We start from the raw sequence: 23,743 nt of genomic DNA, 5'->3' as shown, positions 1-23,743 counted from the left end.
GATGGGCGGCTGCGAAGCGGTGCACAGCGTGATCGTGTACCAGCGCACGGGCGGCAAGGTGACGTGGCACGAAGGCCGCGACTACTGGATGCACGAACTCTCGCAGGCCGAAAGCGACACCTGCGCGCCGGTGCCGGTGGGTGCGGAGCATCCGCTGTTCATCCTCTACACGTCGGGTTCGACGGGCAAGCCGAAGGGCGTGCAGCACAGCACGGGCGGCTACCTGCTGTGGGCCGCGCAGACCATGAAGTGGACCTTCGACCTGAAGTCCACCGACGTGTTCTGGTGCACGGCCGACATCGGCTGGGTCACGGGCCACAGCTATGTCGCGTACGGGCCGCTGGCGGTCGGCGGGACGCAGGTGGTGTTCGAGGGCGTGCCGACGTATCCGAACGCAGGCCGCTTCTGGGACATGATCGCGAAGCACAAGGTGAGCGTGTTCTACACGGCGCCCACGGCGATCCGTTCGCTGATCAAGGCGTCGGAAGCCGATGCGAAGGTGCATCCGAAGAGCTATGACCTGTCGTCGCTGCGCATTCTCGGCACGGTCGGCGAGCCGATCAATCCGGAAGCGTGGGTGTGGTACTACGAGAACGTGGGCGGCGGGCGCTGCCCGGTCGTCGATACGTGGTGGCAGACCGAAACGGGTAGCCACATGATCACGCCGCTGCCGGGCGCGACGCCGCTGGTGCCGGGTTCGTGCACGCTGCCGCTGCCGGGCATCATGGCGGCAATCGTCGACGAAACGGGCCAGGACGTGCCGAACGGCAACGGCGGCATCCTGGTGGTGAAGCGTCCGTGGCCGGCGATGATCCGCAACGTGTGGGGCAATCCGGAACGTTACCGCACGGGCTATTTCCCCGAGGAACTCGGCGGGCGGCTCTACCTGGCGGGCGACGGCAGCGTGCGCGACAAGGACACGGGCTACTTCACGATCATGGGCCGTATCGACGACGTGCTGAACGTCTCGGGGCACCGTCTGGGTACGATGGAGATCGAGTCGGCGCTGGTCGCGAATCCGCTGGTGGCCGAGGCTGCGGTGGTGGGCCGCCCGGACGACACGACGGGCGAAGCGGTGGTAGCGTTCGTGGTGCTCAAGGGCTCGCGTCCGCACGGCGAAGACGCGGTGAAGCTTGCCAGCGAACTGCGTGCGTGGGTGGCCAAAGAGATCGGACCGATCGCCAAACCGCGTGACATCCGCTTCGGCGATAACCTGCCGAAGACGCGCTCGGGCAAGATCATGCGGCGCCTGCTGCGCTCGCTTGCGAAGGGCGAGGCGATCACGCAGGACGTTTCGACGCTCGAGAATCCCGCGATCCTCGAACAGCTCGTGCAAACCGTGTAACGGATCAGGCTGTAGCAGCAAAGCATTAATCAACGGGACAACGATCCCATTATCAAGGAGACGACAATGAGCAACGCAACCGAAGTGAAGAAGTTTCCCAATCCGGCGCCGCTAGGTCTGGCAGGATTCGCATTGACGACCTGGCTGCTCAGCATGATCAACGCCGGATGGTTCTCCGGGGAAGCAATGGGCATGGTGCTGGCTGTCGCCCTCGCTTTCGGCGGTACCGCTCAGATGATCGCCGGTGTGATGGAGCTGCCGCGCGGCAACACGTTCGGTGCGACGGCATTCACGGCGTACGGCGCGTTCTGGTGGTCGTTCGCGCTCTTCGTGCTGTTCCTGCACGACAAGGTGCCGGCAGGCATGGTGGCGTGGTACCTCTGCCTGTGGGGCGTGTTCACCTTCTACATGTGGCTCTCCACGTTCCGCTCGCCGCGCGTGTTGCAAGCTATTTTCTTCGTTCTCTGGATCACGTTCTTCCTGCTCGCCGCCGGCGACTGGACCGGTTCGGCTGCGCTGCACGCAGCAGGCGGCTACATGGGCCTGCTGACCGCCGTTCTGGCCTTCTACCTGTCGGCTGCAGAAATGATGATCGAATGCTATGGCCGCGAAGTCCTTCCCATTGGGACGATCAGCGCTCCGCTCGTGACGTCGGCGGCACGCTAATGCAATTACGCCAGGGTTGATCCTGCATCGATCCGCGTTTGATCCGGGTTGGATCCTGGTAACAAGGCACGATAATCCCGCATGATGTTGGCCCGTGCTTTTTCGAAAGCTCGGGCCTTTTTTATTTGTCGCTGAACGCGTTGTTGGCTGTTGTGTTTGAAGTCGTGCTTGATCGGGGTAGCTGTCCTTTTTAACCGTTCTCTTCTGATTGCTTCGTAATCCATAGCAATCGCTGTCGTGAAACTCGCATCACGCGATGCGTACGCGGCAATGTCTGCTTCCGTGCTGATAGCGCCGGCCAGACAACTGGGGCTATGTGGCACTGCTGGTCGACAGCTTGGGTCCACTCATCTTCAAGATACCGGGTAATACCGATACAGGTATTGCCACTACCACCCAACCCACTGTTTTTTATCGACTTTTTCAAAAGCGGCCCAGCAGTCCACGAGTTTCGCGTGGCATAATCGTCCAACACCGTATTGCCCCGCAGTCATTTATTCTCCGCATATCATGGCAAAGACGCTCTACGACAAGTTGTGGGACTCCCACGTGGTCCACACCGAAGACGACGGCACGACGCTCCTCTATATCGACCGTCATCTGCTGCACGAAGTCACCAGTCCGCAGGCCTTCGAGGGCCTGAAGATGCACGAGCGCCCGGTCTGGCGCATCAGCGCGAATCTGGCCGTTTCCGACCATAACGTGCCCACCACCGACCGCAGTCACGGCATCGCCGATCCCGTCTCGAAGCTCCAGGTCGACACGCTCGATACGAACTGCGACGCCTACGGCATCACGCAGTTCAAGATGACCGACCGGCGCCAGGGCATTGTCCACATCGTCGGCCCGGAACAGGGTGCGACGCTGCCGGGTATGACGATCGTCTGCGGCGACTCCCACACGTCCACCCACGGCGCGTTCGGCGCACTCGCGCACGGCATCGGCACGTCGGAAGTCGAGCACGTGCTCGCCACGCAAACGCTGCTGCAGAAAAAGAGCAAGAACATGCTCCTGAAAGTGGAGGGCACGTTGCCGCGCGGTTGCACCGCGAAGGACATCGTGCTCGCCATCATCGGCAAAATCGGCACCGCGGGCGGCACGGGCTACGCCATGGAATTCGGCGGCTCGACGATCCGCGCGCTCACCATGGAAGGCCGCATGACCGTGTGCAACATGGCGATCGAAGCGGGCGCGCGCGCCGGCATGGTCGCCGTGGACGACACCACGGTCGATTACCTGAAAAACCGTCCGTTCTCGCCGCAGGGCGCGGAGTGGAATCAGGCCGTCGAATACTGGAAGACGTTCCGCTCCGACGAAGGCGCGCAGTTCGACCGCGTGGTCGAGCTGAACGCCGCCGAAATCGTGCCGCAAGTCACGTGGGGCACGTCGCCGGAGATGGTCACGTCGGTGGACGGCCGCGTGCCCGATCCCGAGCGCGAGAAGGATCCGGTCAAGCGCGACGCGATGGAGCGCGCGCTGCACTACATGGCGCTCGAACCGAACACGCCGATCGAGTCGATCAAGCCGGACAAGATTTTCATCGGTTCGTGCACGAACGCGCGCATCGAAGACCTGCGCTCCGCCGCCTACGTCGTCAAGAAGCTCGGCCGCCGTGTGGCGCCGAACATCCGTCTCGCGCTGGTGGTGCCGGGCTCGGGTCTCGTGAAGGCACAGGCCGAGCGTGAAGGACTCGACAAGGTGTTCGTCGATGCGGGCTTCGAATGGCGCGAGCCGGGCTGCTCGATGTGCCTCGCCATGAACGCCGACCGGCTGGAGCCGGGCGAGCGCTGTGCGTCGACGTCGAACCGCAATTTCGAAGGCCGTCAGGGCGCGGGCGGACGCACGCACCTCGTGAGCCCGGCCATGGCTGCGGCCGCGGCCATCGAAGGCCATTTCGTCGATATTCGCAAGCTGGGATAAAGCCATGAAGGCACGCATTTTCTGGCGTCGAGCCTCGCTCATTTCGCTGGCGGGTGCGCTTCTGGCATTAACGGGCTGCAACACGGTGGCCGGCTTCGGCGAGGACATCACCAATTCGGCGCGCACGGTGCAGCACGCGCTCTAATTTCCGCGTGAGCGACGGCCTGGCAGCGCGGACGGCGTCCGCGCCCTGGCTCGCCCAGCATCCTTCTGGATCACGGATCATGGATAAATTCATCGTACACACCGGCGTCGTGGCGCCGCTCGATCGCGAGAACGTGGACACGGACGCGATCATTCCGAAGCAGTTCCTCAAGTCGATCCAGCGCACCGGCTTCGGCCCGAACGCCTTCGACGAATGGCGTTACCTCGACCACGGCGAGCCGGGTCAGGACAACTCGAAGCGTCCGCTCAATCCGGACTTCGTGCTGAACCAGCCGCGCTACCAGGGCGCATCGGTGCTGCTCGCGCGGAAGAACTTCGGCTGCGGCAGCTCGCGCGAACACGCGCCGTGGGCGCTCCAGCAGTACGGTTTTCGCGCGATCATCGCGCCGAGCTTCGCGGACATCTTCTACAACAACTGCTTCAAGAACGGCCTGCTGCCGATCGTGCTGACCGAGCAGCAAGTGGACACGCTGTTCAACGAGACCGCCGCATTCACGGGTTTCCAGCTGACGATCGACCTCGACAAGCAGGTCGTGCGCACGGTCGACGGCGCGAAGGAGTTCCCGTTCGAAGTGACCGCGTTCCGCCGCTACTGCCTGTTGAACGGCTTCGACGACATCGGCCTCACGCTGCGCCATGCCGACAAGATCCGCGAGTTCGAAGCCGAGCGCCTCGTGCGCCAGCCGTGGTTGAACAACCGCGTGCTTTGAGCGCGCATTCGGGCAGACGCTCGCGCTAAACAGACGCATAACGCAAAACAACGAGGAATCGCAGAATGAAGATTGCAGTGCTGCCGGGCGACGGCATCGGTCCCGAGATCGTCAAGGAAGCCGTCAAGGTGCTGAACGCGCTCGGCGAGAAGTTCGAGATGGAGACGGCGCCGGTCGGCGGCGCGGGCTACGAGGCGAGCGGCCATCCGCTGCCGGAAGCGACGCTCGCGCTCGCGAAGGCCGCCGATGCGATCCTGTTCGGCTCCGTGGGCGACTGGAAGTACGACTCGCTCGAACGCGCGCTGCGCCCGGAGCAGGCTATTCTGGGCCTGCGCAAGCATCTGGAACTGTTCGCCAACTTCCGTCCCGCCATCTGCTATCCGCAATTGACGGGTGCGTCGTCGCTGAAGCCGGAAATCGTGTCGGGCCTCGACATCCTGATCGTGCGCGAGCTGAACGGCGACATCTACTTCGGCCAGCCGCGCGGCACGCGCGAAGCGCCGGATGGTCTTTTCAAGGGCGCGCGCGAAGGCTTCGACACGATGCGCTACGCGGAACCCGAAGTGCGCCGCATCGCGCACGTTGCGTTCCAGGCCGCGCAGAAGCGCCAGAAGAAGCTCACGTCGGTCGACAAGGCCAACGTGCTGGAGACGTCGCAGTTCTGGAAGGACATCATGATCGATGTCGCGAAGGAATATCCGGACGTCGAACTGTCGCACATGTACGTCGATAACGCGGCGATGCAGCTCGTGAAGGCGCCGAAGGCCTTCGACGTGGTCGTGACGGGCAACATGTTCGGCGACATCCTCTCGGACGAAGCCGCGATGCTCACGGGCTCGATCGGCATGCTGCCGTCGGCCTCGCTCGACAAGAACAACAAGGGTCTTTACGAGCCGTCGCACGGTTCCGCGCCGGATATCGCGGGCAAGGGCATTGCGAATCCGCTCGCGACGATTCTCTCGGCGGCCATGATGCTGCGCTACTCGCTGGCGCGCGCCGAACAGGCCGATCGCATCGAGAACGCCGTCAAGAAAGTGCTCGAACAAGGCTACCGCACGGGCGACATCCTCACGCCGGGCTGCCAGCAGGTCGGCACCGCGGCGATGGGCGACGCCGTGGTCGCGGCGCTGTAACGGCAAAGGAAACACGGGCATGTCCGCGGACATGCCCGTTTTGCTTGAGCGGCCAGATGAGGCCAGGTGCGATCAGATGCGGCATCGCATCCGCACGGGTCTTGATGTGACGCCTCGCCGCAAATGGCCAGACAAGCGGGTTTTACCGCGCGAATTTGCGGTTTTCGTGTAGACTCTCCCGATGGCGACGATCCCCCAGATCACGATTGTTTCGAAAATCCGCGGCACGCAGGCAGCCCGTGCGATTTCGCTCGCCATTACCACGAAAACGATTACCAAAACGATCATCACTCGTTGATCGCTCGTCGTGCCCGCTCATCTTCCCCGCGCGGCCACGCCGGGCGAGTGAAGCGGGGAAGTGTTCATTTCAAGGGTAAGTCATGAATGTAGGTCTCGTAGGTTGGCGCGGCATGGTCGGCAGCGTGCTGATGCAGCGCATGCAGGAAGAACGTGATTTCGACCTGATCGAACCGGTGTTCTTCAGCACCAGTAACGCAGGCGGCGCGGCTCCGTCGTTCGCCAGGAACGAGACGAAGCTCAAGGACGCGAACAGCGTCGACGAGCTGAAGAAGTGCGACATCATCATCACCTGCCAGGGCGGCGACTACACGAACGACGTGTATCCGAAGCTGCGCGCGGCGGGCTGGAAGGGCTACTGGATCGACGCGGCTTCGGCGCTGCGCATGAAGGACGATGCGGTCATCATCCTCGATCCGGTCAACCTCGACGTCATCAAGGACGCCCTCGTCAAGGGTCAGAAGGATTTCATCGGCGGCAACTGCACGGTCAGCCTGATGCTGATGGCGCTCGGCGGCCTGTTCCGCGAGAACCTCGTCGACTGGATGACGGCCATGACCTACCAGGCCGCTTCGGGCGCGGGCGCGCAGAACATGCGCGAACTGCTCACGCAGATGGGCGCGCTCAACGGCGCGGTGAAGGACGATCTGGCGAACCCGTCGTCGGCGATTCTCGATATCGACCGCAAGGTGCTGGCGACCATGAACAGCGACGCCATGCCGACCGCCCACTTCGGCGTGCCGCTCGCGGGCTCGCTGATTCCGTGGATCGACAAGGATCTCGGCAACGGCATGTCGAGGGAAGAGTGGAAGGGCGGCGCCGAAACCAACAAGATCCTCGGCAAGCCTGCCATGGGCGAGCCGGGCTCGATCCCCGTGGACGGCCTGTGCGTGCGGATCGGCGCGATGCGCTGCCACTCGCAGGCGCTCACGATCAAGCTGAAGAAGGACGTGCCGCTCGACGAGATCGACGGCATCCTCGCTTCGGCCAACGACTGGGTCAAGGTCGTGCCGAACCAGCGCGAAGCTTCGATGCGCGACCTGTCGCCCGCCGTGGTGACGGGTACGCTCGCGGTGCCGGTCGGCCGCCTGCGCAAGCTGGCGATGGGCGGCGAGTACCTGTCGGCCTTCACGGTCGGCGATCAGTTGCTGTGGGGCGCCGCAGAGCCGCTGCGCCGCATGCTGCGCATTCTGCTCGAGAAGTGAATGAATTAAACTACGCGGCTAATGACGCGTAGACATGATGGAAAAGCGCCGCGCCAGTCGCGGCGCTTTCGTTTTGAGCGCGCGCCCGGGTTTTCTTTCTATCGTGCAGTTCGTATCTGATTCGTCGACAGCCGCGCGAGCGGCGTGCCAGGGCATCTGATGATCGTTCGATTTGATTCTGTTCCCGTTGCCATCGCGCGGCGGGCCGCACACGTCGCCATCGCGGCGGCATTCCTCGCGCTGAGCGGCGTCGCCAGTGCGCAAGGCGGCACGACGGCGCAGGCCGCTTCCGCTGCGGCGCCGGCTGTGCGTGTGATCGGCAAGTATCCCGTCAAGCCTGGGCAGTCATTGCACAGCATCGCCGCCGATCTCACGCAGTCCCGCGATAAAGACGTGATCGCGCGCGTGAGCGGCGCTCTTTTCGAGGCGAACCCGGGTGCGTTCGCGAAGCACGATCCGAGCCGCCTGAAGACCGGCGCCGTGCTCAACGTGCCCGCCGTGCCGGAAATCGTGGCGGCTGCACCGCAAGCGGCGTCGGCCGCGCCTGCTACGCCCGCTGCCGTGGTTTCGGCGCCTGCTGCACCCGCTGCGCCTGTCGAGCCCGTAGCTCCAGTGGCGCCTGTCGTGGCGGCGCATGGGGCGGCTCCGGCGGCGAACGTCGCTCCGGCCACTGCGCAGGGCGCTTCCGCTGCGGCGAACCAGCCAGCCAACGCGAATACGGCGGCCTCCGGGCCGTCGGCATCCGCCAGCGCGGCAGCTACCGCCAGCGGCGCGAGCGCGCCAGCCGTTGACGCAGCAGCACAAGCAGCCGCACTCGCGGCCTCGGGCGCATCGGCAACCTCGGGTGCATCCGGCACCTCGGCGGCGAGTCAGCCCGCCGCTGCCACGTCGCCGAGCGACGCGCATGTGTGGACGGGCGCCGTCCAGGCGGCACCCGCGGCCAGCGCAGCTTCGGGCGCGGCGCATGCACCGGCGAACATGACGCTGTCGAGTCTCCAGCAATTGCTCGCACTGAAGAACCGCGTGCTGATGGCATTGCAGCAGCACGGGATCGGCAAGCACGTCCAATCGGCGGGCGCTGCGAGCGGCGTAGCGGGGTATGCGGCGGCAGCGCCTGGCGGGAACGGCGCGGCGGGCGTCGCGGCGCCTGGCGCAAACGAAAGCCAGTTCGAGTTGTCGCCCGTGCTGCTGGGCGTTGCCGGAGCGGTTGGCGTGGCGGTGTTCGCGCTGATTTTCGTTTTGTTCGGGCGCAGGCGCAAAGCACGGGTCGACGACACGGCTGAAGCCGCACCGACGCGCGAGGAACCGCCCGTCCTCGATACGCCGCTGGTCGCAAACGAGACGCCTGTCGTCGAACCGGACAAGGATGCCGCGCTCGCACCGGCGCAGCGCAAGCAAACGCTCGATCGAGCGACGAATATTGCGGCCCTGACGGCTGCGGTGTCGTCGGGCGATGAAGCCGCGCAGCAGGAGGATGGCTCCTCGGCACTGCGCGAAGACCGCGTGGAACGCACCGTAAGCGCGCGCGGCGTCGAGCGTGGCGTGCACCAAACGCTAGCCGACGCAAGCGAGGCCGCTGGCTTCGCGGCGGCGGCGGAACTGGGCGCGTCGGCGCTGTCTTCTGCGCTTTCTCCCGAACACGTCGCAGCGCCGCATGTGCCGGGCGAAACCGAGGAACTCGAACGCGCGGCAGAGCAGGAGAACACACCGGACGCACACGAAGCCGAAGCGGCTGAGCACACGGATACGCCGGTTCACGCGGAACCGGCGTCCGTTGCTGTCGAACCGACGGCAGCGGCTTCGCAGCCCGCGGAACCACAACCGGCGCCCACCGCGTTTGTCGCGGAACCCACGTTCCCCCTCGTGCCGCCGCAGGATCTGAGCCACGCCGAAGTGCCGGGTGAATTCCCGCCCTCTGCCGTCAGCGCACTCGACGGTATCGATATGCTCTTGCCGCCGCGCGTGGCGCAGCCTGTGGCGTCGCCCGAGGCGACCGCGGCGCAGGCCGTGCCGCTGGACGAACCGCTGACACTTCCCCCGATCGAGGAGATTGTGGCGGGCGTGACCGGGCCGGGCGCGACCGCAGGCCTCGGCGCGCCGCGCTTTGGCGCACTGACGCTCGACTTCGATCTCAACCTGCCGCCCGATTCCGCCGAGCCGCTGCCTGTTTTCACGCCCGATCAACTGGCGCGGATCGCGCGCAACAAGCTCGAACTCGCACGCGAGTACATCGCGCTGGGCGATCTGGCGGGCGCGCGCGCGCTGATCAACGAAGTGATCGAGTCGAACGATCGCGACACCCGTGCCGACGCGCAGACGCTGCTGTCGACGCTTGCGCCGCTGTCGTGATCGGGACGCAGCAGACGGTATGCGAATAGCGCTAGGCATCCAGTACGACGGCGCCGCGTTTTGCGGCTGGCAGTCGCAGCCGCACGGCAAGACCGTGCAGGACGTGCTCGAGCGCGCCCTGCGCGAGTTCGCGTGCGTGCCGCTGCAGACGGTCGTGGCGGGGCGCACCGATACGGGCGTCCACGGTCTCGGTCAGGTCGTCCATTTCGATACCGACCTCGACCGCACGCCGTTTTCGTGGGTTCGCGGGACCAACGCGTTCCTGCCGCAGACGGTCGCCGTGCAGTGGGCGCAACCGATGCCGGAGGCGTTTCACGCGCGTTTTTCCGCGTTCGAGCGCACGTATTACTACGCGCTCTACGTCAATGCGGTGCGCTCGCCGATGCTGGCGGGCCGCGCGGGCTGGATCCACACGCCGCTCGACGTCGATGCGATGCGCGAGGCCGCCGCGCACCTGATCGGCGAGCACGATTTTTCGGCGTTCCGCTCGTCGGAGTGCCAGTCGAAGACGCCGGTCAAGCACCTCTACCAGATCGACATCCGGCAGCAGGGCGACTTCATCCACTTCCGGTTTCGCGCCAATGCGTTCCTGCATCACATGGTCCGCAACCTGATGGGCTGCCTCGTGGCGGTGGGCCGTGGCCGCTATCCGGCGGCGTGGATGGCCGAGGTGCTGGCGGGGCTCGACCGCACGAAGGCCGCACCGACCTTCATGCCTGACGGCCTTTACCTTGCTCAGGTAGGCTATCCTGACGCGTTCCAGGTGCCGGGGCCGCATACGGCCAGTGTGCCGTGGAGCGCGATCTGGTCCGACGGCGCGACCTGATAAGCGCACAGCGACGCGCACGGCAATCCGCACAGCGCCGTTGGCCGGGCGCATCGAACCGCCATATCCGAACCATCGCGAGGGCAATCCGCTTTATCCGCCATGACAGCAGCCGATCTTTCCGCAGCAAGCTCGACGTCCGCCAGCGCTCAAGCTGCCGGTGCGAGCGCGCACCGCACGCGCATCAAGCTGTGCGGCCTTTCGACGCCCGAGTCGGTTGCGCATGCCATCGCGCTTGGCGCCGACGCAATCGGTCTCGTGTTCTATCCGTCCAGCCCGCGCTCGGTGAGCGTTGCCGAGGCGGTGGAACTCACCCGTGACATTCCGCCGTTCGTCTCGGTGGTGGGGCTGTTCGTGAACGCCACCCCGGAGTGGATCGGTGAGGTGGCGAGCAGCGTCTCGCTCACGCTCCTGCAGTTCCACGGCGACGAAACGCCCGCGCAGTGCGACACGCTCTCCGCCGTTGCCGGTTTGCCCTGGTTGCGTGCATTGCGGGTGGGGACGGATACTCGCGAGGCCGATTTGATAGAATCGGCGAACAATTATTCATCAGCCAGCGGCCTTCTGTTCGACACGCATGTCGAAGGATACGGCGGTGGCGGGAAGGTCTTCGATTGGTCACTTATCCCCGCAGGGCTCGCGCGTCGGGCCGTTTTGAGTGGTGGCTTGAACGCGCAAAACGTCGGTGATGCGATTCGCCAGGTGCGTCCGTTTGCTGTCGATGTCTCCAGTGGCATCGAGGTTCCGGGTGCAAAAGGCGTGAAGGATCACGCCCGTATGGCGGCGTTCGTGCGCGCAGTGCGCGAAGCGGACGCGGGATAAACCCTTTGACCCGATGACCGGCCGGCTCTGCACAACGCAGGGCGCCCGTGCCTGGTCGAGCGAGTGACTTATGTACAACTTACCGGACGAACGTGGCCATTTCGGCCCCTATGGCGGCGTGTTCGCTGCCGAAACCCTCATGCAGGCGATCGACGAACTGCGCGACGCCTACGAGAAATACAAGAACGATCCCGACTTCGTCGCCGAATATCGGCGCGAGTTGAAGCATTTTGTCGGCCGTCCGTCGCCGATCTATCACGCGCAGCGCTGGAGCGAAATGGTGGGCGGCGCGCAGATCTACCTGAAGCGCGAAGACCTGAACCACACCGGCGCGCACAAGGTGAACAACGTGATCGGCCAGGCGCTGCTCGCGAAGCGCATGGGCAAGCCGCGCGTGATCGCCGAAACGGGCGCGGGCCAGCACGGCGTCGCCACCGCCACGATCGCGGCGCGCTTCGGCATGGAGTGCGTGGTCTACATGGGCGCCGAGGACGTGCGCCGCCAGGCCGCGAACATGTACCGCATGAAGCTGCTCGGCGCGACGGTCGTACCCGTGGAATCGGGCTCGCGCACGCTCAAGGACGCGCTCAATGAAGCCATGCGCGACTGGGTTACCAACGTTGAAAACACCTTCTACATCATCGGCACCGTGGCCGGCCCGCATCCGTACCCGATGATGGTGCGCGACTTCCAGCGCGTGATCGGCGACGAATGCCGCGTCCAGATGCCCGAGATGACGGGCCGTCAGCCCGATGCCGTGATCGCGTGCGTGGGCGGCGGTTCGAACGCGATGGGGATCTTTTACCCGTATATCGACGATAGTTCGGTGCAGCTGATCGGCGTCGAACCCGCTGGCGACGGCATGGAGACGGGCCGTCACGCCGCCGCGCTCACGGCCGGCACCGTGGGCGTGCTGCACGGCAACCGCACCTATCTGCTGCAGGACGAGAACGGCCAGATCATCGAGACGCATTCGGTGTCGGCGGGCCTCGACTATCCGGGCGTCGGCCCCGAACACGCGTGGCTCAAGGACAGCGGCCGCGCGCAGTACGTGACGATCGACGACGAGGAAGCCCTCAAGGCGTTCCACGACTGCTGCCGCATCGAAGGCATCATTCCGGCGCTCGAATCGAGCCACGCGCTGGCCTATGCGGCCAAGCTCGCGCCCACTTTGCCGAAGGACAAGATCCTGCTGGTGAACCTGTCGGGCCGGGGCGACAAGGACATGCACACGGTCGCCGAGCGATCGGGCATCACGTTCTGAGCGCCCACGCGATGCGCGACGAGTTCGACGAACCGCAAGCCCCGGCATCCGTGAGCGACGCGACCCCGCAAGCGGCCGGACAGGCCGTTGCAGACCTGCCCTGCACGCCGCCGCGCGCGGTTGACGTGGTGCGTGCCCCTGCGGGTTCCACTGTGGGTGCACTCGCCACGGTGCCGGACGGCATCCGGCTCTTGAACCGCGATTTTCTGACCGATGCAGCGAATCTGCCCGACGCCTCGATCGATCTGATCGTCGCCGACCCGCCCTACGGACTCGGCAAGGACTACGGCAACGACTCCGACAAGCGCTCGGGCGAGGACTTTCTCGCCTGGACGTGCGAATGGCTCGAGCTGGCGATCCCGAAGCTCAAGCCGAGCGGCTCGCTCTACGTGTTCTGCACCTGGCAGTACGCGCCGGAAATCTTCGTCTTCCTGAAGTCGAAGCTCACGATGATCAACGAGATCGTCTGGGACCGGCGCGTGCCGAGCATGGGCGGCACGACGCGCCGTTTCACGTCGGTACACGACAACATCGGTTTCTTCGCGGTGTCGAAGAATTATTACTTCGATCTCGATCCCGTCCGCATCCCGTACGATGCCGTCACGAAGAAGGCGCGTTCGCGGAAAATATTCGAAGGTAGCAGGTGGCTGGAGCTCGGCTACAACCCCAAGGATGTCTGGTCGGTTTCACGTCTGCACCGGCAGCACGCGGAGCGCGTGGATCATCCGACCCAGAAGCCACTGGAGATCGTCGAGCGCATGGTGCTTGCGAGCTGCCCGCCGGGCGGCCGCGTGCTGGATCCCTTCATGGGCAGCGGCACCACGGCAGTCGCCTGCGCACGCCAGAAGCGCGAATTCGTCGGCTATGAGATCAACGAAAGTTACTGCGCGATCGCGCGCGAACGCGTAAGCGCGGCGGCTGCCGCGACCGCGTTGGCGGCGCAGCCCGTCGCGGTGCACGCCTGAGGCGCCGCCGCCGCTGCCGCAGTTTTCAGCGGCGCGCAGTAAGTTTTTATTCAGAGGACCCTGAAATGTCCCGTATCAAGAACACGTTCGACGCGCTGGCTGCCCAGCGCAAGAAAGGCCTGATTCCGTTCATGACCGCCGGCGATCCCGATCCGGCACGCACCGTCGAATTCATGCACGCGCTCGCCGCGGGCGGCGCGGACGTGATCGAACTGGGCGTGCCGTTTTCGGATCCGATGGCCGACGGCCCCGTGATCCAGCAGTCGTCGGAGCGAGCGCTCGCGAAGGGCGTGACGTTGCGCAGCGTGCTGGCCGACGTGAAGCGCTTTCGCGAAACCGACGACAAGACGCCGGTCGTGCTGATGGGCTATGCGAATCCCATCGAGCGCATGGGTACCGACGCGTTCGCTGCCGCGGCGAAGGACGCGGGCGTCGATGGCGTGCTGATCGTCGACTATCCGCCGGAAGAGTGCGTGGATTTCGCCCTGAAGATGAAAACGGCGGGCATCGATCCGATCTTCCTGATCGCGCCCACATCGACCGACGAGCGCATCGCCGACGTTGGCCGCGTTGCGAGCGGCTATATCTATTACGTGTCGCTCAAGGGCGTGACGGGCGCGGCGAATCTGGACGTGGCGAGCATCGCGAGTAAAATCCCGGCGATCAAGTCGCACGTGACGGTGCCGGTTGGCGTCGGCTTCGGCATTCGCGACGCGCAGACTGCCGCTGCGGTCGCCGCCGTGAGCGATGCCGTCGTGATCGGCAGCCGTATCGTGCAGCTGCTCGAACAAACGCCGCCGCAAGACGCCGCACAGGCGCTCGAGCAGTTTGTCGCGGGCATCCGCACGGCGCTTGACGCGCAAGCAGGGGGCGGGGCACACGACCTGCGGTAAAATCCACTTTTCGCCATGCGCGGTCGGGGTCAGATCCCGGTAAATATTGCCGGATTCGCTGTCCGCCCGCGCCGCGCATCACGAAGGTCATGGAAGGAAAATAAATGAGCTGGCTCGACAAACTGCTGCCGCCGAAGATCAAGCAAACCGATCCGAAAAGCCGCAAGAGCATTCCGGAAGGTCTGTGGATCAAGTGCCCGTCGTGCGAAGCGGTGCTGTACCGCAACGACGTCGAGGCGAATCTCCACGTCTGCCCGAAGTGCGATCACCATATGCGCATCGGCGCGCGCGAGCGCCTTGACGGGCTGCTGGATCCGGAAGGCCGCTACGAAATCGGCCAGGAGATCGTTCCGGTCGACTCGCTCAAGTTCAAGGACAGCCGCAAGTACCCCGACCGCATCAAAGAGGCGATGGACGACACCGGCGAAACCGACGCCATGGTCGTGATGGGCGGCGCGATTCACACGCTGCCGGTCGTGGTGGCGTGCTTCGAGTTCTCGTTCATGGGCGGCTCGATGGGTTCGGTGGTCGGCGAGCGCTTCGTGCGCGGCGCGCAAAACGCGCTGGAGCAGCAAGTGCCGTTCATCTGCTTCACGGCTTCGGGCGGCGCGCGTATGCAGGAAAGCCTGCTGTCGCTCATGCAGATGGCCAAGACCACGGCAATGCTGACCAAACTCTCCGACGCAAAGCTGCCGTTCATTTCGGTGCTGACCGATCCGACCATGGGCGGCGTGTCGGCGAGCTTCGCGTTCCTCGGCGATGTCGTGATCGCCGAGCCGAAGGCGCTGATCGGCTTCGCCGGCCCGCGCGTGATCGAGCAGACCGTGCGTGAGAAGTTGCCGGAAGGCTTCCAGCGTTCGGAGTTCCTGCTGCAAAAGGGTGCGATCGACATGATCGTCGACCGCCGCAAGCTGCGCGAAGAACTCGCGCGCCTGATGGCGGTTCTGTCGCGTCAACCCGCCGACGCCGTAGCCTGATTCTCCGTGCCTTCCTGCGCGTGCCGTTCTCATGCGGCGCGCGCGAGAAGGCCACGCGTGCGGCACAGACCTCCGCAGCACGCCCCTCGCAGCACATCCGCCGCAGTACAGCCTGCATATCCCCGCGCGCCGCATGCGTAAGCAAGCGGCGCGCTGTCGTTTCCGCGATAATGCCTGTTTTAAGCGGATTTTTAGCGTGACCGGCACGAGCGCCGGGCGCGAACCCCGCACGCTACGACTTCTCCGATGAGCACCTTTTCCTCCCTCGACGCGTGGCTCACGCACCTTGAAACCGCACATCCGGTCGGCATCGACATGGGCCTCGACCGCATCCGCCAGGTCAAGGATGCGCTGCAACTGCAGTTCGCCTGCCCGATCTTCACGGTCGGCGGCACGAACGGAAAGGGCTCGACCTGCGCGATTCTCGAAACCGTCCTGCTGAAGGCCGGCTATCACGTCGGCTGCCACACGTCGCCGCATCTGCTCGCGTTCAACGAGCGCGCGCGCATTGACGGCAACGAGGCGAGCGATGCGGATCTCCTGGAGCATTTCGAGGCGGTGGAAAAGGCCCGTCTGTCGCTGGCGCAGCCGGTTTCGCTGACCTACTTCGAATTCACGACGCTCGCGATCATGCACCTGTTCGCCTCGCGCGGGCTCGACGCCGTGATCCTGGAAGTGGGCCTCGGCGGCCGTCTGGACGCCGTGAACGTGCTCGACGCCGACTGCGCGATTGTCACCAGCATCGACATCGACCACACCCAGTACCTGGGCGACACGCGCGAGAAAATCGGCTTCGAAAAGGCCGGCATCTTCCGTGCGGGCAGGCCCGCCATTTGCGCCGATCCGATGCCGCCGCAAACGCTCGTCGACCACGCAAAGGCCATCGGCGCCGATCTGTGGCTCTTCGGCCGCGATTTCCGCTACGAAGGGCAGGCGGGCAGCGAGCGCCAGCAGTGGAGCTACGTAGGCCGCGCGCAACGCCGTTCCGCGCTCGCGTATCCCGCGCTGCGCGGCGCGAATCAGCTGATCAACACGTCGGCGGCGCTGGCGGCGCTCGAAGCGATGCGCGATCGCGTGCCCGTTTCGGCGCAGGACATCCGTCTCGGCCTCGCGAACGTCGAATTGCCGGGCCGTTTCCAGGTGCTGCCGGGCAAGCCTGCCGTGGTGCTCGACGTCGGCCACAATCCGCACGCGGCGGCTGTGCTCGCGCAAAATCTCGGTGGCATGGGCTACTTTCCCTACACTTACGCCGTGTTCGGCGCCATGCGCGACAAGGACATTGCCGGCGTGCTGCGCCACCTCAAGGGCGAGATCGACCACTGGTGCGTGACCGACCTGCCGGGCGCGCGCGCGGCCTCGGCGGAGGAGCTTGAAGGGACGCTGCGGGCGGCTGGCGTCGTCGATGGTCCCGACAGCAGCGTGACGCGTTACGAAACACCGGCCGCCGCGTTTCAAGATGCGCTAAAACGCGCAGGCGAAAATGATAGAATTCTCGTCTTCGGCAGTTTCTTGACAGTCGCGGGCGTGATCGCTTTGCGAAAGTCCCAGCAGCACTGAACGCACGGCATCTCGCACGCCGCCACGCAGATACCAGGCCAAAAGCAGCCATACATGGGAATTTTCTCGTTCGGCAAGAAAGACGACTCGGCGCCGCGACGGCGCGGCGCCGAAACGGGCTCAAGCAATGGCTCAAGCAATGGCTCAAGCAATGGCTCAAGCAGCGGCTCACGCCGGCGTAATGTCAGCCAGGGCAGCCAGAGCGCGCGCGTTGAGCGGCGCAGTCGCCGGCCGGACGTCTCCGGCAACGCCGAAGCCATGCTCCTCGATCCCACCTTGCCCGAAAAGCAGCGCGCGCGGCGGCGGCTCGTCGGCGCAATCGCGCTCGTCGTGGCGGCCATCGTGATCCTGCCGATGGTGCTCGATTCCCATCCGAAACCCGTCACCGACGACATCGCGATCGATATTCCCAGCCGTCCGGTTTCCCGGATCGCGCAACGCGACGAAGCCGCGGACACCCAGGCGGGCGTTGCACCCGATAATCCTGCCGCCTCGGGCCTGAGCGCGGCGACGTCCGGCGCATCGGCGGCTGTCCCGGCCGCTCCGGCTGCGGCACAAACCGCGCAGAATGCGCACGCTGCACCGGCCAGCGCGCCCGCTACGGCGAAGGCTGCGGCTACCGCATCTGGCCCTGCGGCGCCTTCCAGCAAGGCGGCACAAACGGCGCAGAATCAGCCCAGGCAAGCGCAGCGCGCGAGCAAGCCCGCCGCGAATACCGCGACCACGGCTGCAACAGCGACGGCGAATCCATCGGCGAACGCCCCCGAAAACACTGCGGCAACAGCAGCGGCCTCGCGCGGCAAGCAGCTCGATGCGTCGAGCCAGTCCGCCAAGGCGAGCGCCGACAACAGCGGGAACGGTTCGGCCACGCCGGCCGCGCCGCCCGGAGCGCGCTTCGCGGTGCAGCTCGGCGCATTCCCGAGCGAGGCGACGGCGCGCACCTGGGTAACGAAGTTGAAAGCCGCGGGTGTGCCCGCATATATGGAACAGCGCAAGCAAGCCGACGGCTCGATGCGCACGCTGCTGCGCGCGGGGCCGTTCGCGGACCGCGCGGCGGCCCTCGATGCGATCGCGAAAGTGCGCGGCGCGGGGCTGATGGCAGGCGCGAGCGGGGCGGCGGAATAACAGGCCGATGTTCACCGCATTCGACTACGCTGTAATGGCGGTGATTGGCGTGTCTGCGCTGCGCGGCGCATGGCGCGGCTTCATCGGCGAGATTTTTGGCTTGATCGGCTGGATCGTGGCGTTTCTCGTGGCGTGCCGCTACGTGGCGCACGTGGTGCCGTGGATGCCGGCGCACTGGCCGGGCGGCGCCGTCACGCAGTGGCTGATTGCTTTCGCGCTGATCGTGATCGCGGTCGTATTCGCGGCCGGTGTGGTGAATGCGTTGCTGGGACGGTTGGTGCAGGTGACCGGACTGTCCGGCGTGGACCGGTCGCTCGGATTGATGTTCGGCCTCGTGCGAGGCGTCGTGCTGGTGCTGATTCTCGTCGTCCTTGGCGGACTGACCGAGCTGCCCCAGCAGGACTTCTGGCGCGATGCGCTGCTGCGGCGCTATGCCGAGCAGGGCGTGCGCGAACTGAAGCCGCTGTTGCCCCCAACGCTCGCTCACTATGTTCGCGTCTGACGTGACATGACGCTGGCGGCGCGGTGCGGCAGCACTGCACCCACGCGGCGCAGGACCGGCTCCGACCGTCCCCCGCTACCGATTTCGCTTTTTTGAAGGACCTGCCATGTGCGGCATCGTAGGCGTAGTTTCCCGCTCTCCCGTCAACCAGCTCCTCTATGACGCGCTGCTGCTCCTGCAGCACCGCGGTCAGGACGCGGCCGGCATTGCCACCGCGAACGGCACCCGGTTCCACATGCACAAGGCCAACGGCATGGTGCGCGACGTGTTCCGCACGCGCAACATGCGTAGCCTTCCTGGCACCACCGGCATCGGCCAGGTGCGCTACCCGACCGCCGGTTCGGCGACGAGTGAAGAGGAGGCCCAGCCGTTCTACGTGAACGCGCCGTTCGGCATCATCCTCGCGCACAACGGCAACCTCACGAACTGGCAACAGCTCAAGGAAGAGATGTTCCGCGTCGATCGCCGGCACATCAACACCAATTCCGATACCGAAGTGCTGCTCAACGTGCTCGCGCACGAAATGCAGACGGCCAGTTCCGGCCTCGAACTCGATCCCACGGCACTCTTCAAGGCCGTCTCGGGCGTGCACCGGCGCGTGCGCGGCTCGTACGCGATCGTTTCGCTGATTGCCGGTTACGGCCTGCTCGCGTTCCGCGACCCGTTCGGCATCCGCCCGCTGTGCGTCGGCAAGCGCGAAACGTCCGAGGGCACGGAATGGATGGTGGCTTCGGAATCGGTCGCGCTCGAAGGCATCGGCTTCGAATTCGTGCGCGACGTGGCGCCGGGCGAAGCGGTGTTCATCGACTTCAACGGCGACTTCCACGCGCAGCAGTGCGCGACGGCGCCGAGCCTCAATCCCTGCATCTTCGAACTCGTCTACCTCGCGCGTCCGGATTCGGTGCTCGACGGCGTGCCGGTCTACAACGCGCGTCTGCGCATGGGCGACTATCTCGCCGAGAAGATCCAGCGCGTACTGCCCGATGTGAAGATCGACGTCGTGATGCCGATTCCCGATTCGTCGCGCCCCGCGGCGATGCAGGTGGCGGCGAAACTCGGCGTGGAATATCGCGAAGGCTTCTTCAAGAACCGCTATGTGGGCCGCACCTTCATCATGCCGGGCCAGGCGGTGCGCAAGAAGTCGGTGCGCCAGAAGCTCAATGCCATGGGTATCGAGTTCAAGGGCAAGAACGTGCTGATCGTCGACGACTCGATCGTGCGCGGCACCACCTCGCACGAAATCGTGCAGATGGCGCGCGACGCGGGCGCGACCAGCGTGATCTTCGCGTCGGCGGCGCCGCCCGTGAAGTATCCGAATGTGTACGGCATCGACATGCCCACGCGCGGCGAACTCGTCGCGCACGGCCGCACGGATGAAGAAGTGGCGCGCATCATCGGCGCGGATCACCTCGTGTATCAGGACGTCGACGCGCTCAAGCAGGCGGTGCGCGACATCAATCCGGAGATCAAGGGCTTCGAGGCATCGTGCTTCGACGGCGACTACATCACCGGCGACGTCACGAGTGCGTACCTCGACAACATCGAAGCGGCACGTCTTGCGCCGCAGGCGCAATCGGACCGCGATGCGGCGAGCGATGCGATGGACGGCGGCACGACGCGCTCGCAACTGCATCTGCAACTCTCGGTGGATTGACGCGCGAGTCGATGCATGAGAGCAGGCGCGTGTGCTGCGCGCATTCGCGTGTTAGCATAGGCGCCTGCGTCGATTTGATCTCAGCTTGCGGACGCGGGGCAACCCGAAACAGCTAAAGCGAAAGGCGTCGAACCGGAAGTCTGAATTCGAAACGCCTCGCTGCTGCCCCGACTACCCGAAAGCCCGCTTCTGCCGACGCAAAGCGGGCTTTTTTGCGCCCGATGGTTTAGCGACAGTTATTCAGGCAAACAGCGCGGGCAAACAGCGTGGGCGAAAAGCGCGGGTGAACAGCCCGCATGAACAGCCGCTCATAGCCCGAGGATCTTCGAATGGGAAACAACACGAACATGGACGATACCTTTAACTTCGACACCCTCGCCGTGCGCTCGGGTACGCTGCGCAGCGAGTTCAACGAACATTCGGAAGCGCTCTACCTCACGTCGAGCTTCTGCTTTTCGAGTGCCGGCGAAGCCGCCGAGCGCTTCAAGACCGCCGAAACCAGCTACACGTACTCGCGCTTCACGAACCCGACCGTGACGATGTTCCAGGACCGGCTCGCCGCGCTCGAAGGCGGCGAGGCGTGCATGGCGACGGCGTCGGGCATGTCGGCGATTCTCTCGGTCGTGATGGCGGCGCTGCAGGCGGGCGATCACATCGTCAGCTCGCAGAGCATCTTCGGCTCGACCATCGGCATGTTCTCGCAGATCTTCGGCAAGTTCGGCATCACGACCACGTTTGTCGATCCCGCCGACCTCGACGCGTGGCAGAACGCCGTGCGTCCCGAGACGAAGATGTTCTTCCTCGAAACGCCCTCGAATCCGCTGACCGAAGTGGCCGACATCGAAGCGATCAGCAAGATTGCGAAGGCCGCGAATGCGCTGTTCGTCGTCGACAACTGTTTTTGCAGCCCGGCATTGCAGCAGCCGCTCAAGCTCGGCGCCGATGTCGTGATGCACTCGGCCACCAAGTTCCTCGACGGCCAGGGCCGCGTGCTCGGCGGCGCGCTCGTGGGCTCGCGGCAATTCATCATGGAGAAAGTGTTCCCGTTCGTGCGCAGCGCGGGCCCGACGCTTTCCGCGTTCAACGCGTGGGTGCTGCTTAAAGGCATGGAGACGCTGTCGCTGCGCGTCGAGAAGCAGTCGGCCAACGCGCTCGAAATCGCGAGCTGGCTCGAAGCGCATCCGGCTGTCAAGCGCGTGTTCTATCCGGGCCTCCCGTCGCATCCGCAGCATGCGCTTGCCATGCGGCAGCAGAAATTGGGCGGCGCGATCGTCTCGTTCGAGCTGAAGGGCGACACGCCCGAGCAGCAGCGCGCGAACGCCTGGCGTGTGATCGACAACACGAAGGTGTGCTCGATCACGGGCAATCTCGGCGATACGCGCACGACGATCACGCACCCTGCGACGACCACGCACGGCCGGATCGCGCCGGAAGCACGCGAGGCAGCGGGCATCACCGAAGGCCTGATCCGGCTTGCCGTCGGGCTCGAAAACGCGCAGGACATCCGCAACGATCTCGCACGCGGGCTCGACGCGGCGGCCTGAGCGGCTTCGTTATCGCTTCGTCGGGTTTAGTTTCATTTCATCATCGCAGAGGTCGATTGCCATGCCTGTTATTCGCGCGTTGTTCGTCTACCCCGTCAAGTCATGTGGCGCTATCGCGCTCGATCACGCGCAGCTCGAAGCCAGGGGGCTGAAGTGGGACCGTCACTGGATGGCCGTGGACGAGACGGGACGCTTCGTCTCGCAGCGCGAATACGCAGCGTTGGCGCGCATCGTGCCCGCGTTCGTCGAGGGCGGCGTGCGGCTTTCGAGGGACGGGATGGCGTCTTCGTTGCTGCTGCCTTTCGAGGCGCCGGCCGACGCGCGCCGCGTGAGCGCGACGGTCTGGAACGATACGGTCGAGGCGCTCGACGAAGGCGACGAGGCGGCGCAGTGGTTCACGAAGGCCGTGGGCGTGCCGCTGCGTCTCATGCGATTCGCGCACGACGTCACGCGCCTTGCGAGCCGCAAGTGGACGAACGACGAGGATGTGCCGGTGCGGTTCTCGGACGCCTTCCCGCTGCTCGTGACGAGCGAGGCGTCGCTGGCGGACCTCAACGCGCGGCTCGTCGCGAAGGGCGCGCAGCCCGTGCCGATGAGCCGCTTTCGTCCGAACATCGTGGTGGATGGCGAGGGTGCGTTCGACGAGGACTTCATCGAGACGATGGAAATCGACGGCGATGTCGTGCTGCGTTTCGCGAAGCCTTGCGCGCGCTGCCCGATCACGACGATCGACCAGCGTACGGGCGAGCGCGACCCGCAATGGCCCGCCGAGCCGCTCGACACGCTGGCGGTGTATCGCGCGAACCCGCGCGTGGACGGCGGCCTGGCGTTCGGCCAGAACGCGATGGTCCTTGCAGGAGCGGGCAAACGCGTGGCCGTGGGTGCGCAGGCGCAGTGGGAGTGGCGATTCGAGGAGTAAGCGCGAATAAGGGCGAGGAAGGGCGACCGCGCTTACGGGCGCCCGCCGCCGCCCGCCTGTGGCGGCAAAGCCCGCCATTGCCCCGGCGCGAGGCCGAAGCGGCGCGTGAATGCATGGGTGAACGCGCTCTGGTCGCCGAAGCCCACTTCGAGCGCGACGTCGATGAGCGAGCGGCGCGGATCGGCGAGCAGCGTCAGGGCGGTGTCGAGCCGCAGCCGCTGCAGATAGCGATGCGGCGTTTCGCCGAATGCCTCGATAAAAAGCTGGTGGAAGCGTCGCATGCCGAAGCCGCAATGCGCGGCCAGGTCGGCGATTCGCAGGGGCTCCGCGAGATGTGCGCGCAGCCAGCGGTCGATGCGCGCATAGTCGAGACCGGCTGCCGCTTCGAATGCCGCGCCGCCCTCGATGCCGGTTTGCGCGATGACGGCGGCACACAGCCGCGCCGACGCGTCCCAGTGAAATCGTCTTGCGTATGAATCGGTGGAATTGGCGGAATCGGTGGAATCGACGCTCACGCGCGGCGGCATGGCGAGGACGGCCTGCTGCGCGATCTGCTGCACGAGTTGCGTGAGCGCCGGATCGATGCGCACCGCGCGTGCCGCTCTGAAGAGCCGTTCGGGCACGGCGAGCGACGCGGCGGGCAGATCGAGCACCAGTTGGCAGTTTTCGCCGATTCCCGCGTAGTCGTGCTGCGCGCCGGCTGGGATCAGCCAGGCGGAACAGCAGTCGATACGCTCGCCCACGCCGTCGACGACCATCTCCATCGCACCGTCGAGCCCGAGCACGATCTGGTGAAAATCGTGCAGATCGGTCGCTTCGGCCGCGCTATAGCGGCGCAATGCGACGCCGGGCGCGGTGACCGGCGTGTGGTGATGGGGATTCACGGCGGCGACGAGGGTGAGAAG

22 protein-coding genes are annotated in these 23,743 nt (G+C 65.4%); 20 read left to right on the top strand and 2 right to left on the bottom strand.

The window, feature by feature from the left end:
* Positions 1-1,345 (top strand): acetate--CoA ligase (locus tag ACFPTO_RS01785; RefSeq protein WP_377709023.1); only part of this gene is annotated, 1,345 nt, incomplete at its 5' end.
* Between the two features lie 66 nt (positions 1,346-1,411).
* Complete coding sequence (locus ACFPTO_RS01780) at positions 1,412-2,011, top strand: acetate uptake transporter (protein ID WP_377709021.1); 600 nt, start codon at positions 1,412-1,414, stop codon at positions 2,009-2,011.
* 5 nt (positions 2,012-2,016) lie between these two features.
* Here the strand turns inward: ACFPTO_RS01780 and ACFPTO_RS01775 are convergent, their stop codons facing one another.
* The gene (locus tag ACFPTO_RS01775) at positions 2,017-2,235 is read right to left on the bottom strand and encodes a hypothetical protein (protein ID WP_377709019.1); all 219 of its coding nucleotides are present in this window, start codon (positions 2,233-2,235) and stop codon (positions 2,017-2,019) included.
* Between the two features lie 286 nt (positions 2,236-2,521).
* Here ACFPTO_RS01775 and leuC point away from each other — a divergent pair, with 286 nt between their 5' ends.
* From leuC to ACFPTO_RS01685, 18 genes are all read left to right on the top strand, one after another.
* Positions 2,522-3,931 (top strand): 3-isopropylmalate dehydratase large subunit, encoded by a 1,410-nt coding sequence (leuC, locus tag ACFPTO_RS01770; RefSeq protein ID WP_377709017.1) that lies wholly within the window; start codon positions 2,522-2,524, stop codon positions 3,929-3,931.
* Positions 3,932-3,935: 4 nt separating this feature from the next.
* Positions 3,936-4,076 carry a hypothetical protein gene (locus ACFPTO_RS01765; protein WP_377709015.1) on the top strand — a complete coding sequence of 47 codons (141 nt, stop codon included), beginning with the start codon at positions 3,936-3,938 and terminating at the stop codon, positions 4,074-4,076.
* Positions 4,077-4,155: 79 nt separating this feature from the next.
* A complete protein-coding gene (leuD, locus tag ACFPTO_RS01760) occupies positions 4,156-4,806 on the top strand; it encodes a 3-isopropylmalate dehydratase small subunit (protein WP_377709013.1) in 651 nt (216 codons plus the stop codon).
* 65 nt (positions 4,807-4,871) lie between these two features.
* Positions 4,872-5,939 (top strand): 3-isopropylmalate dehydrogenase, encoded by a 1,068-nt coding sequence (gene leuB / locus ACFPTO_RS01755; protein WP_377709011.1) that lies wholly within the window; start codon positions 4,872-4,874, stop codon positions 5,937-5,939.
* Between the two features lie 380 nt (positions 5,940-6,319).
* Positions 6,320-7,441: an aspartate-semialdehyde dehydrogenase gene (gene asd / locus ACFPTO_RS01750; protein WP_377709009.1), complete on the top strand. Its 1,122-nt coding sequence runs from the start codon at positions 6,320-6,322 to the stop codon at positions 7,439-7,441.
* Between the two features lie 159 nt (positions 7,442-7,600).
* Positions 7,601-9,790: a FimV/HubP family polar landmark protein gene (locus ACFPTO_RS01745; RefSeq protein WP_377709007.1), complete on the top strand. Its 2,190-nt coding sequence runs from the start codon at positions 7,601-7,603 to the stop codon at positions 9,788-9,790.
* Between the two features lie 19 nt (positions 9,791-9,809).
* The gene (truA, locus tag ACFPTO_RS01740) at positions 9,810-10,616 is read left to right on the top strand and encodes a tRNA pseudouridine(38-40) synthase TruA (protein WP_377709005.1); all 807 of its coding nucleotides are present in this window, start codon (positions 9,810-9,812) and stop codon (positions 10,614-10,616) included.
* Positions 10,617-10,718: 102 nt separating this feature from the next.
* Positions 10,719-11,438: a phosphoribosylanthranilate isomerase gene (locus ACFPTO_RS01735; RefSeq protein WP_377709004.1), complete on the top strand. Its 720-nt coding sequence runs from the start codon at positions 10,719-10,721 to the stop codon at positions 11,436-11,438.
* Positions 11,439-11,508: 70 nt separating this feature from the next.
* Positions 11,509-12,702 (top strand): tryptophan synthase subunit beta, encoded by a 1,194-nt coding sequence (trpB, locus tag ACFPTO_RS01730; RefSeq protein WP_377709002.1) that lies wholly within the window; start codon positions 11,509-11,511, stop codon positions 12,700-12,702.
* 11 nt (positions 12,703-12,713) lie between these two features.
* Positions 12,714-13,667: a DNA-methyltransferase gene (locus ACFPTO_RS01725; protein ID WP_377709001.1), complete on the top strand. Its 954-nt coding sequence runs from the start codon at positions 12,714-12,716 to the stop codon at positions 13,665-13,667.
* Positions 13,668-13,732: 65 nt separating this feature from the next.
* Complete coding sequence (gene trpA, locus ACFPTO_RS01720) at positions 13,733-14,560, top strand: tryptophan synthase subunit alpha (RefSeq protein ID WP_377708999.1); 828 nt, start codon at positions 13,733-13,735, stop codon at positions 14,558-14,560.
* Between the two features lie 104 nt (positions 14,561-14,664).
* Positions 14,665-15,537, top strand: a complete 873-nt coding sequence (gene accD / locus ACFPTO_RS01715; protein WP_293046192.1) for an acetyl-CoA carboxylase, carboxyltransferase subunit beta — start codon at positions 14,665-14,667, stop codon at positions 15,535-15,537.
* 246 nt (positions 15,538-15,783) lie between these two features.
* Positions 15,784-17,094: a bifunctional tetrahydrofolate synthase/dihydrofolate synthase gene (gene folC, locus ACFPTO_RS01710; RefSeq protein ID WP_377708997.1), complete on the top strand. Its 1,311-nt coding sequence runs from the start codon at positions 15,784-15,786 to the stop codon at positions 17,092-17,094.
* A gap of 54 nt (positions 17,095-17,148) precedes the next feature.
* Positions 17,149-18,219 (top strand): SPOR domain-containing protein, encoded by a 1,071-nt coding sequence (locus ACFPTO_RS01705; protein WP_377708996.1) that lies wholly within the window; start codon positions 17,149-17,151, stop codon positions 18,217-18,219.
* A gap of 7 nt (positions 18,220-18,226) precedes the next feature.
* A complete protein-coding gene (locus ACFPTO_RS01700; RefSeq protein ID WP_377708995.1) occupies positions 18,227-18,721 on the top strand; it encodes a CvpA family protein in 495 nt (164 codons plus the stop codon).
* Positions 18,722-18,827: 106 nt separating this feature from the next.
* Positions 18,828-20,375, top strand: coding sequence for an amidophosphoribosyltransferase (purF, locus tag ACFPTO_RS01695; RefSeq protein WP_377708993.1), 1,548 nt, complete (start codon positions 18,828-18,830; stop codon positions 20,373-20,375).
* A 347-nt stretch (positions 20,376-20,722) separates the two neighbouring features.
* A complete protein-coding gene (locus tag ACFPTO_RS01690; RefSeq protein WP_296661966.1) occupies positions 20,723-21,919 on the top strand; it encodes an O-succinylhomoserine sulfhydrylase in 1,197 nt (398 codons plus the stop codon).
* Between the two features lie 61 nt (positions 21,920-21,980).
* Positions 21,981-22,838 carry an MOSC domain-containing protein gene (locus ACFPTO_RS01685; protein ID WP_377708991.1) on the top strand — a complete coding sequence of 286 codons (858 nt, stop codon included), beginning with the start codon at positions 21,981-21,983 and terminating at the stop codon, positions 22,836-22,838.
* A gap of 32 nt (positions 22,839-22,870) precedes the next feature.
* Here ACFPTO_RS01685 and ACFPTO_RS01680 read toward each other — a convergent pair whose 3' ends face one another.
* A complete protein-coding gene (locus ACFPTO_RS01680; RefSeq protein ID WP_377708989.1) occupies positions 22,871-23,722 on the bottom strand; it encodes an AraC family transcriptional regulator in 852 nt (283 codons plus the stop codon).
* Between the last annotated feature and the right edge of the window lie 21 nt (positions 23,723-23,743).

This window comes from Paraburkholderia denitrificans (assembly GCF_042655705.1).
Taxonomy (GTDB): domain Bacteria; phylum Pseudomonadota; class Gammaproteobacteria; order Burkholderiales; family Burkholderiaceae; genus Paraburkholderia; species Paraburkholderia denitrificans.
Note: the sequence above shows the minus strand (reverse complement) of the source record. Positions and strands in the feature narration are given on the sequence as shown.

Coding starts and splice junctions, on each gene's coding strand:
- ACFPTO_RS01775 (WP_377709019.1), bottom strand. CDS start 2,235: ATGGATTACGAAGCAATCAGAAGAGAACGGTTAAAAAGGACAGCTACC.
- asd (WP_377709009.1), top strand. CDS start 6,320: ATGAATGTAGGTCTCGTAGGTTGGCGCGGCATGGTCGGCAGCGTGCTG.
- accD (WP_293046192.1), top strand. CDS start 14,665: ATGAGCTGGCTCGACAAACTGCTGCCGCCGAAGATCAAGCAAACCGAT.
- ACFPTO_RS01705 (WP_377708996.1), top strand. CDS start 17,149: ATGGGAATTTTCTCGTTCGGCAAGAAAGACGACTCGGCGCCGCGACGG.
- leuB (WP_377709011.1), top strand. CDS start 4,872: ATGAAGATTGCAGTGCTGCCGGGCGACGGCATCGGTCCCGAGATCGTC.
- folC (WP_377708997.1), top strand. CDS start 15,784: ATGAGCACCTTTTCCTCCCTCGACGCGTGGCTCACGCACCTTGAAACC.
- leuC (WP_377709017.1), top strand. CDS start 2,522: ATGGCAAAGACGCTCTACGACAAGTTGTGGGACTCCCACGTGGTCCAC.
- ACFPTO_RS01780 (WP_377709021.1), top strand. CDS start 1,412: ATGAGCAACGCAACCGAAGTGAAGAAGTTTCCCAATCCGGCGCCGCTA.
- trpB (WP_377709002.1), top strand. CDS start 11,509: ATGTACAACTTACCGGACGAACGTGGCCATTTCGGCCCCTATGGCGGC.
- ACFPTO_RS01765 (WP_377709015.1), top strand. CDS start 3,936: ATGAAGGCACGCATTTTCTGGCGTCGAGCCTCGCTCATTTCGCTGGCG.
- truA (WP_377709005.1), top strand. CDS start 9,810: ATGCGAATAGCGCTAGGCATCCAGTACGACGGCGCCGCGTTTTGCGGC.
- ACFPTO_RS01700 (WP_377708995.1), top strand. CDS start 18,227: ATGTTCACCGCATTCGACTACGCTGTAATGGCGGTGATTGGCGTGTCT.
- ACFPTO_RS01735 (WP_377709004.1), top strand. CDS start 10,719: ATGACAGCAGCCGATCTTTCCGCAGCAAGCTCGACGTCCGCCAGCGCT.
- purF (WP_377708993.1), top strand. CDS start 18,828: ATGTGCGGCATCGTAGGCGTAGTTTCCCGCTCTCCCGTCAACCAGCTC.
- ACFPTO_RS01725 (WP_377709001.1), top strand. CDS start 12,714: ATGCGCGACGAGTTCGACGAACCGCAAGCCCCGGCATCCGTGAGCGAC.
- trpA (WP_377708999.1), top strand. CDS start 13,733: ATGTCCCGTATCAAGAACACGTTCGACGCGCTGGCTGCCCAGCGCAAG.
- ACFPTO_RS01690 (WP_296661966.1), top strand. CDS start 20,723: ATGGACGATACCTTTAACTTCGACACCCTCGCCGTGCGCTCGGGTACG.
- ACFPTO_RS01745 (WP_377709007.1), top strand. CDS start 7,601: ATGATCGTTCGATTTGATTCTGTTCCCGTTGCCATCGCGCGGCGGGCC.
- ACFPTO_RS01685 (WP_377708991.1), top strand. CDS start 21,981: ATGCCTGTTATTCGCGCGTTGTTCGTCTACCCCGTCAAGTCATGTGGC.
- leuD (WP_377709013.1), top strand. CDS start 4,156: ATGGATAAATTCATCGTACACACCGGCGTCGTGGCGCCGCTCGATCGC.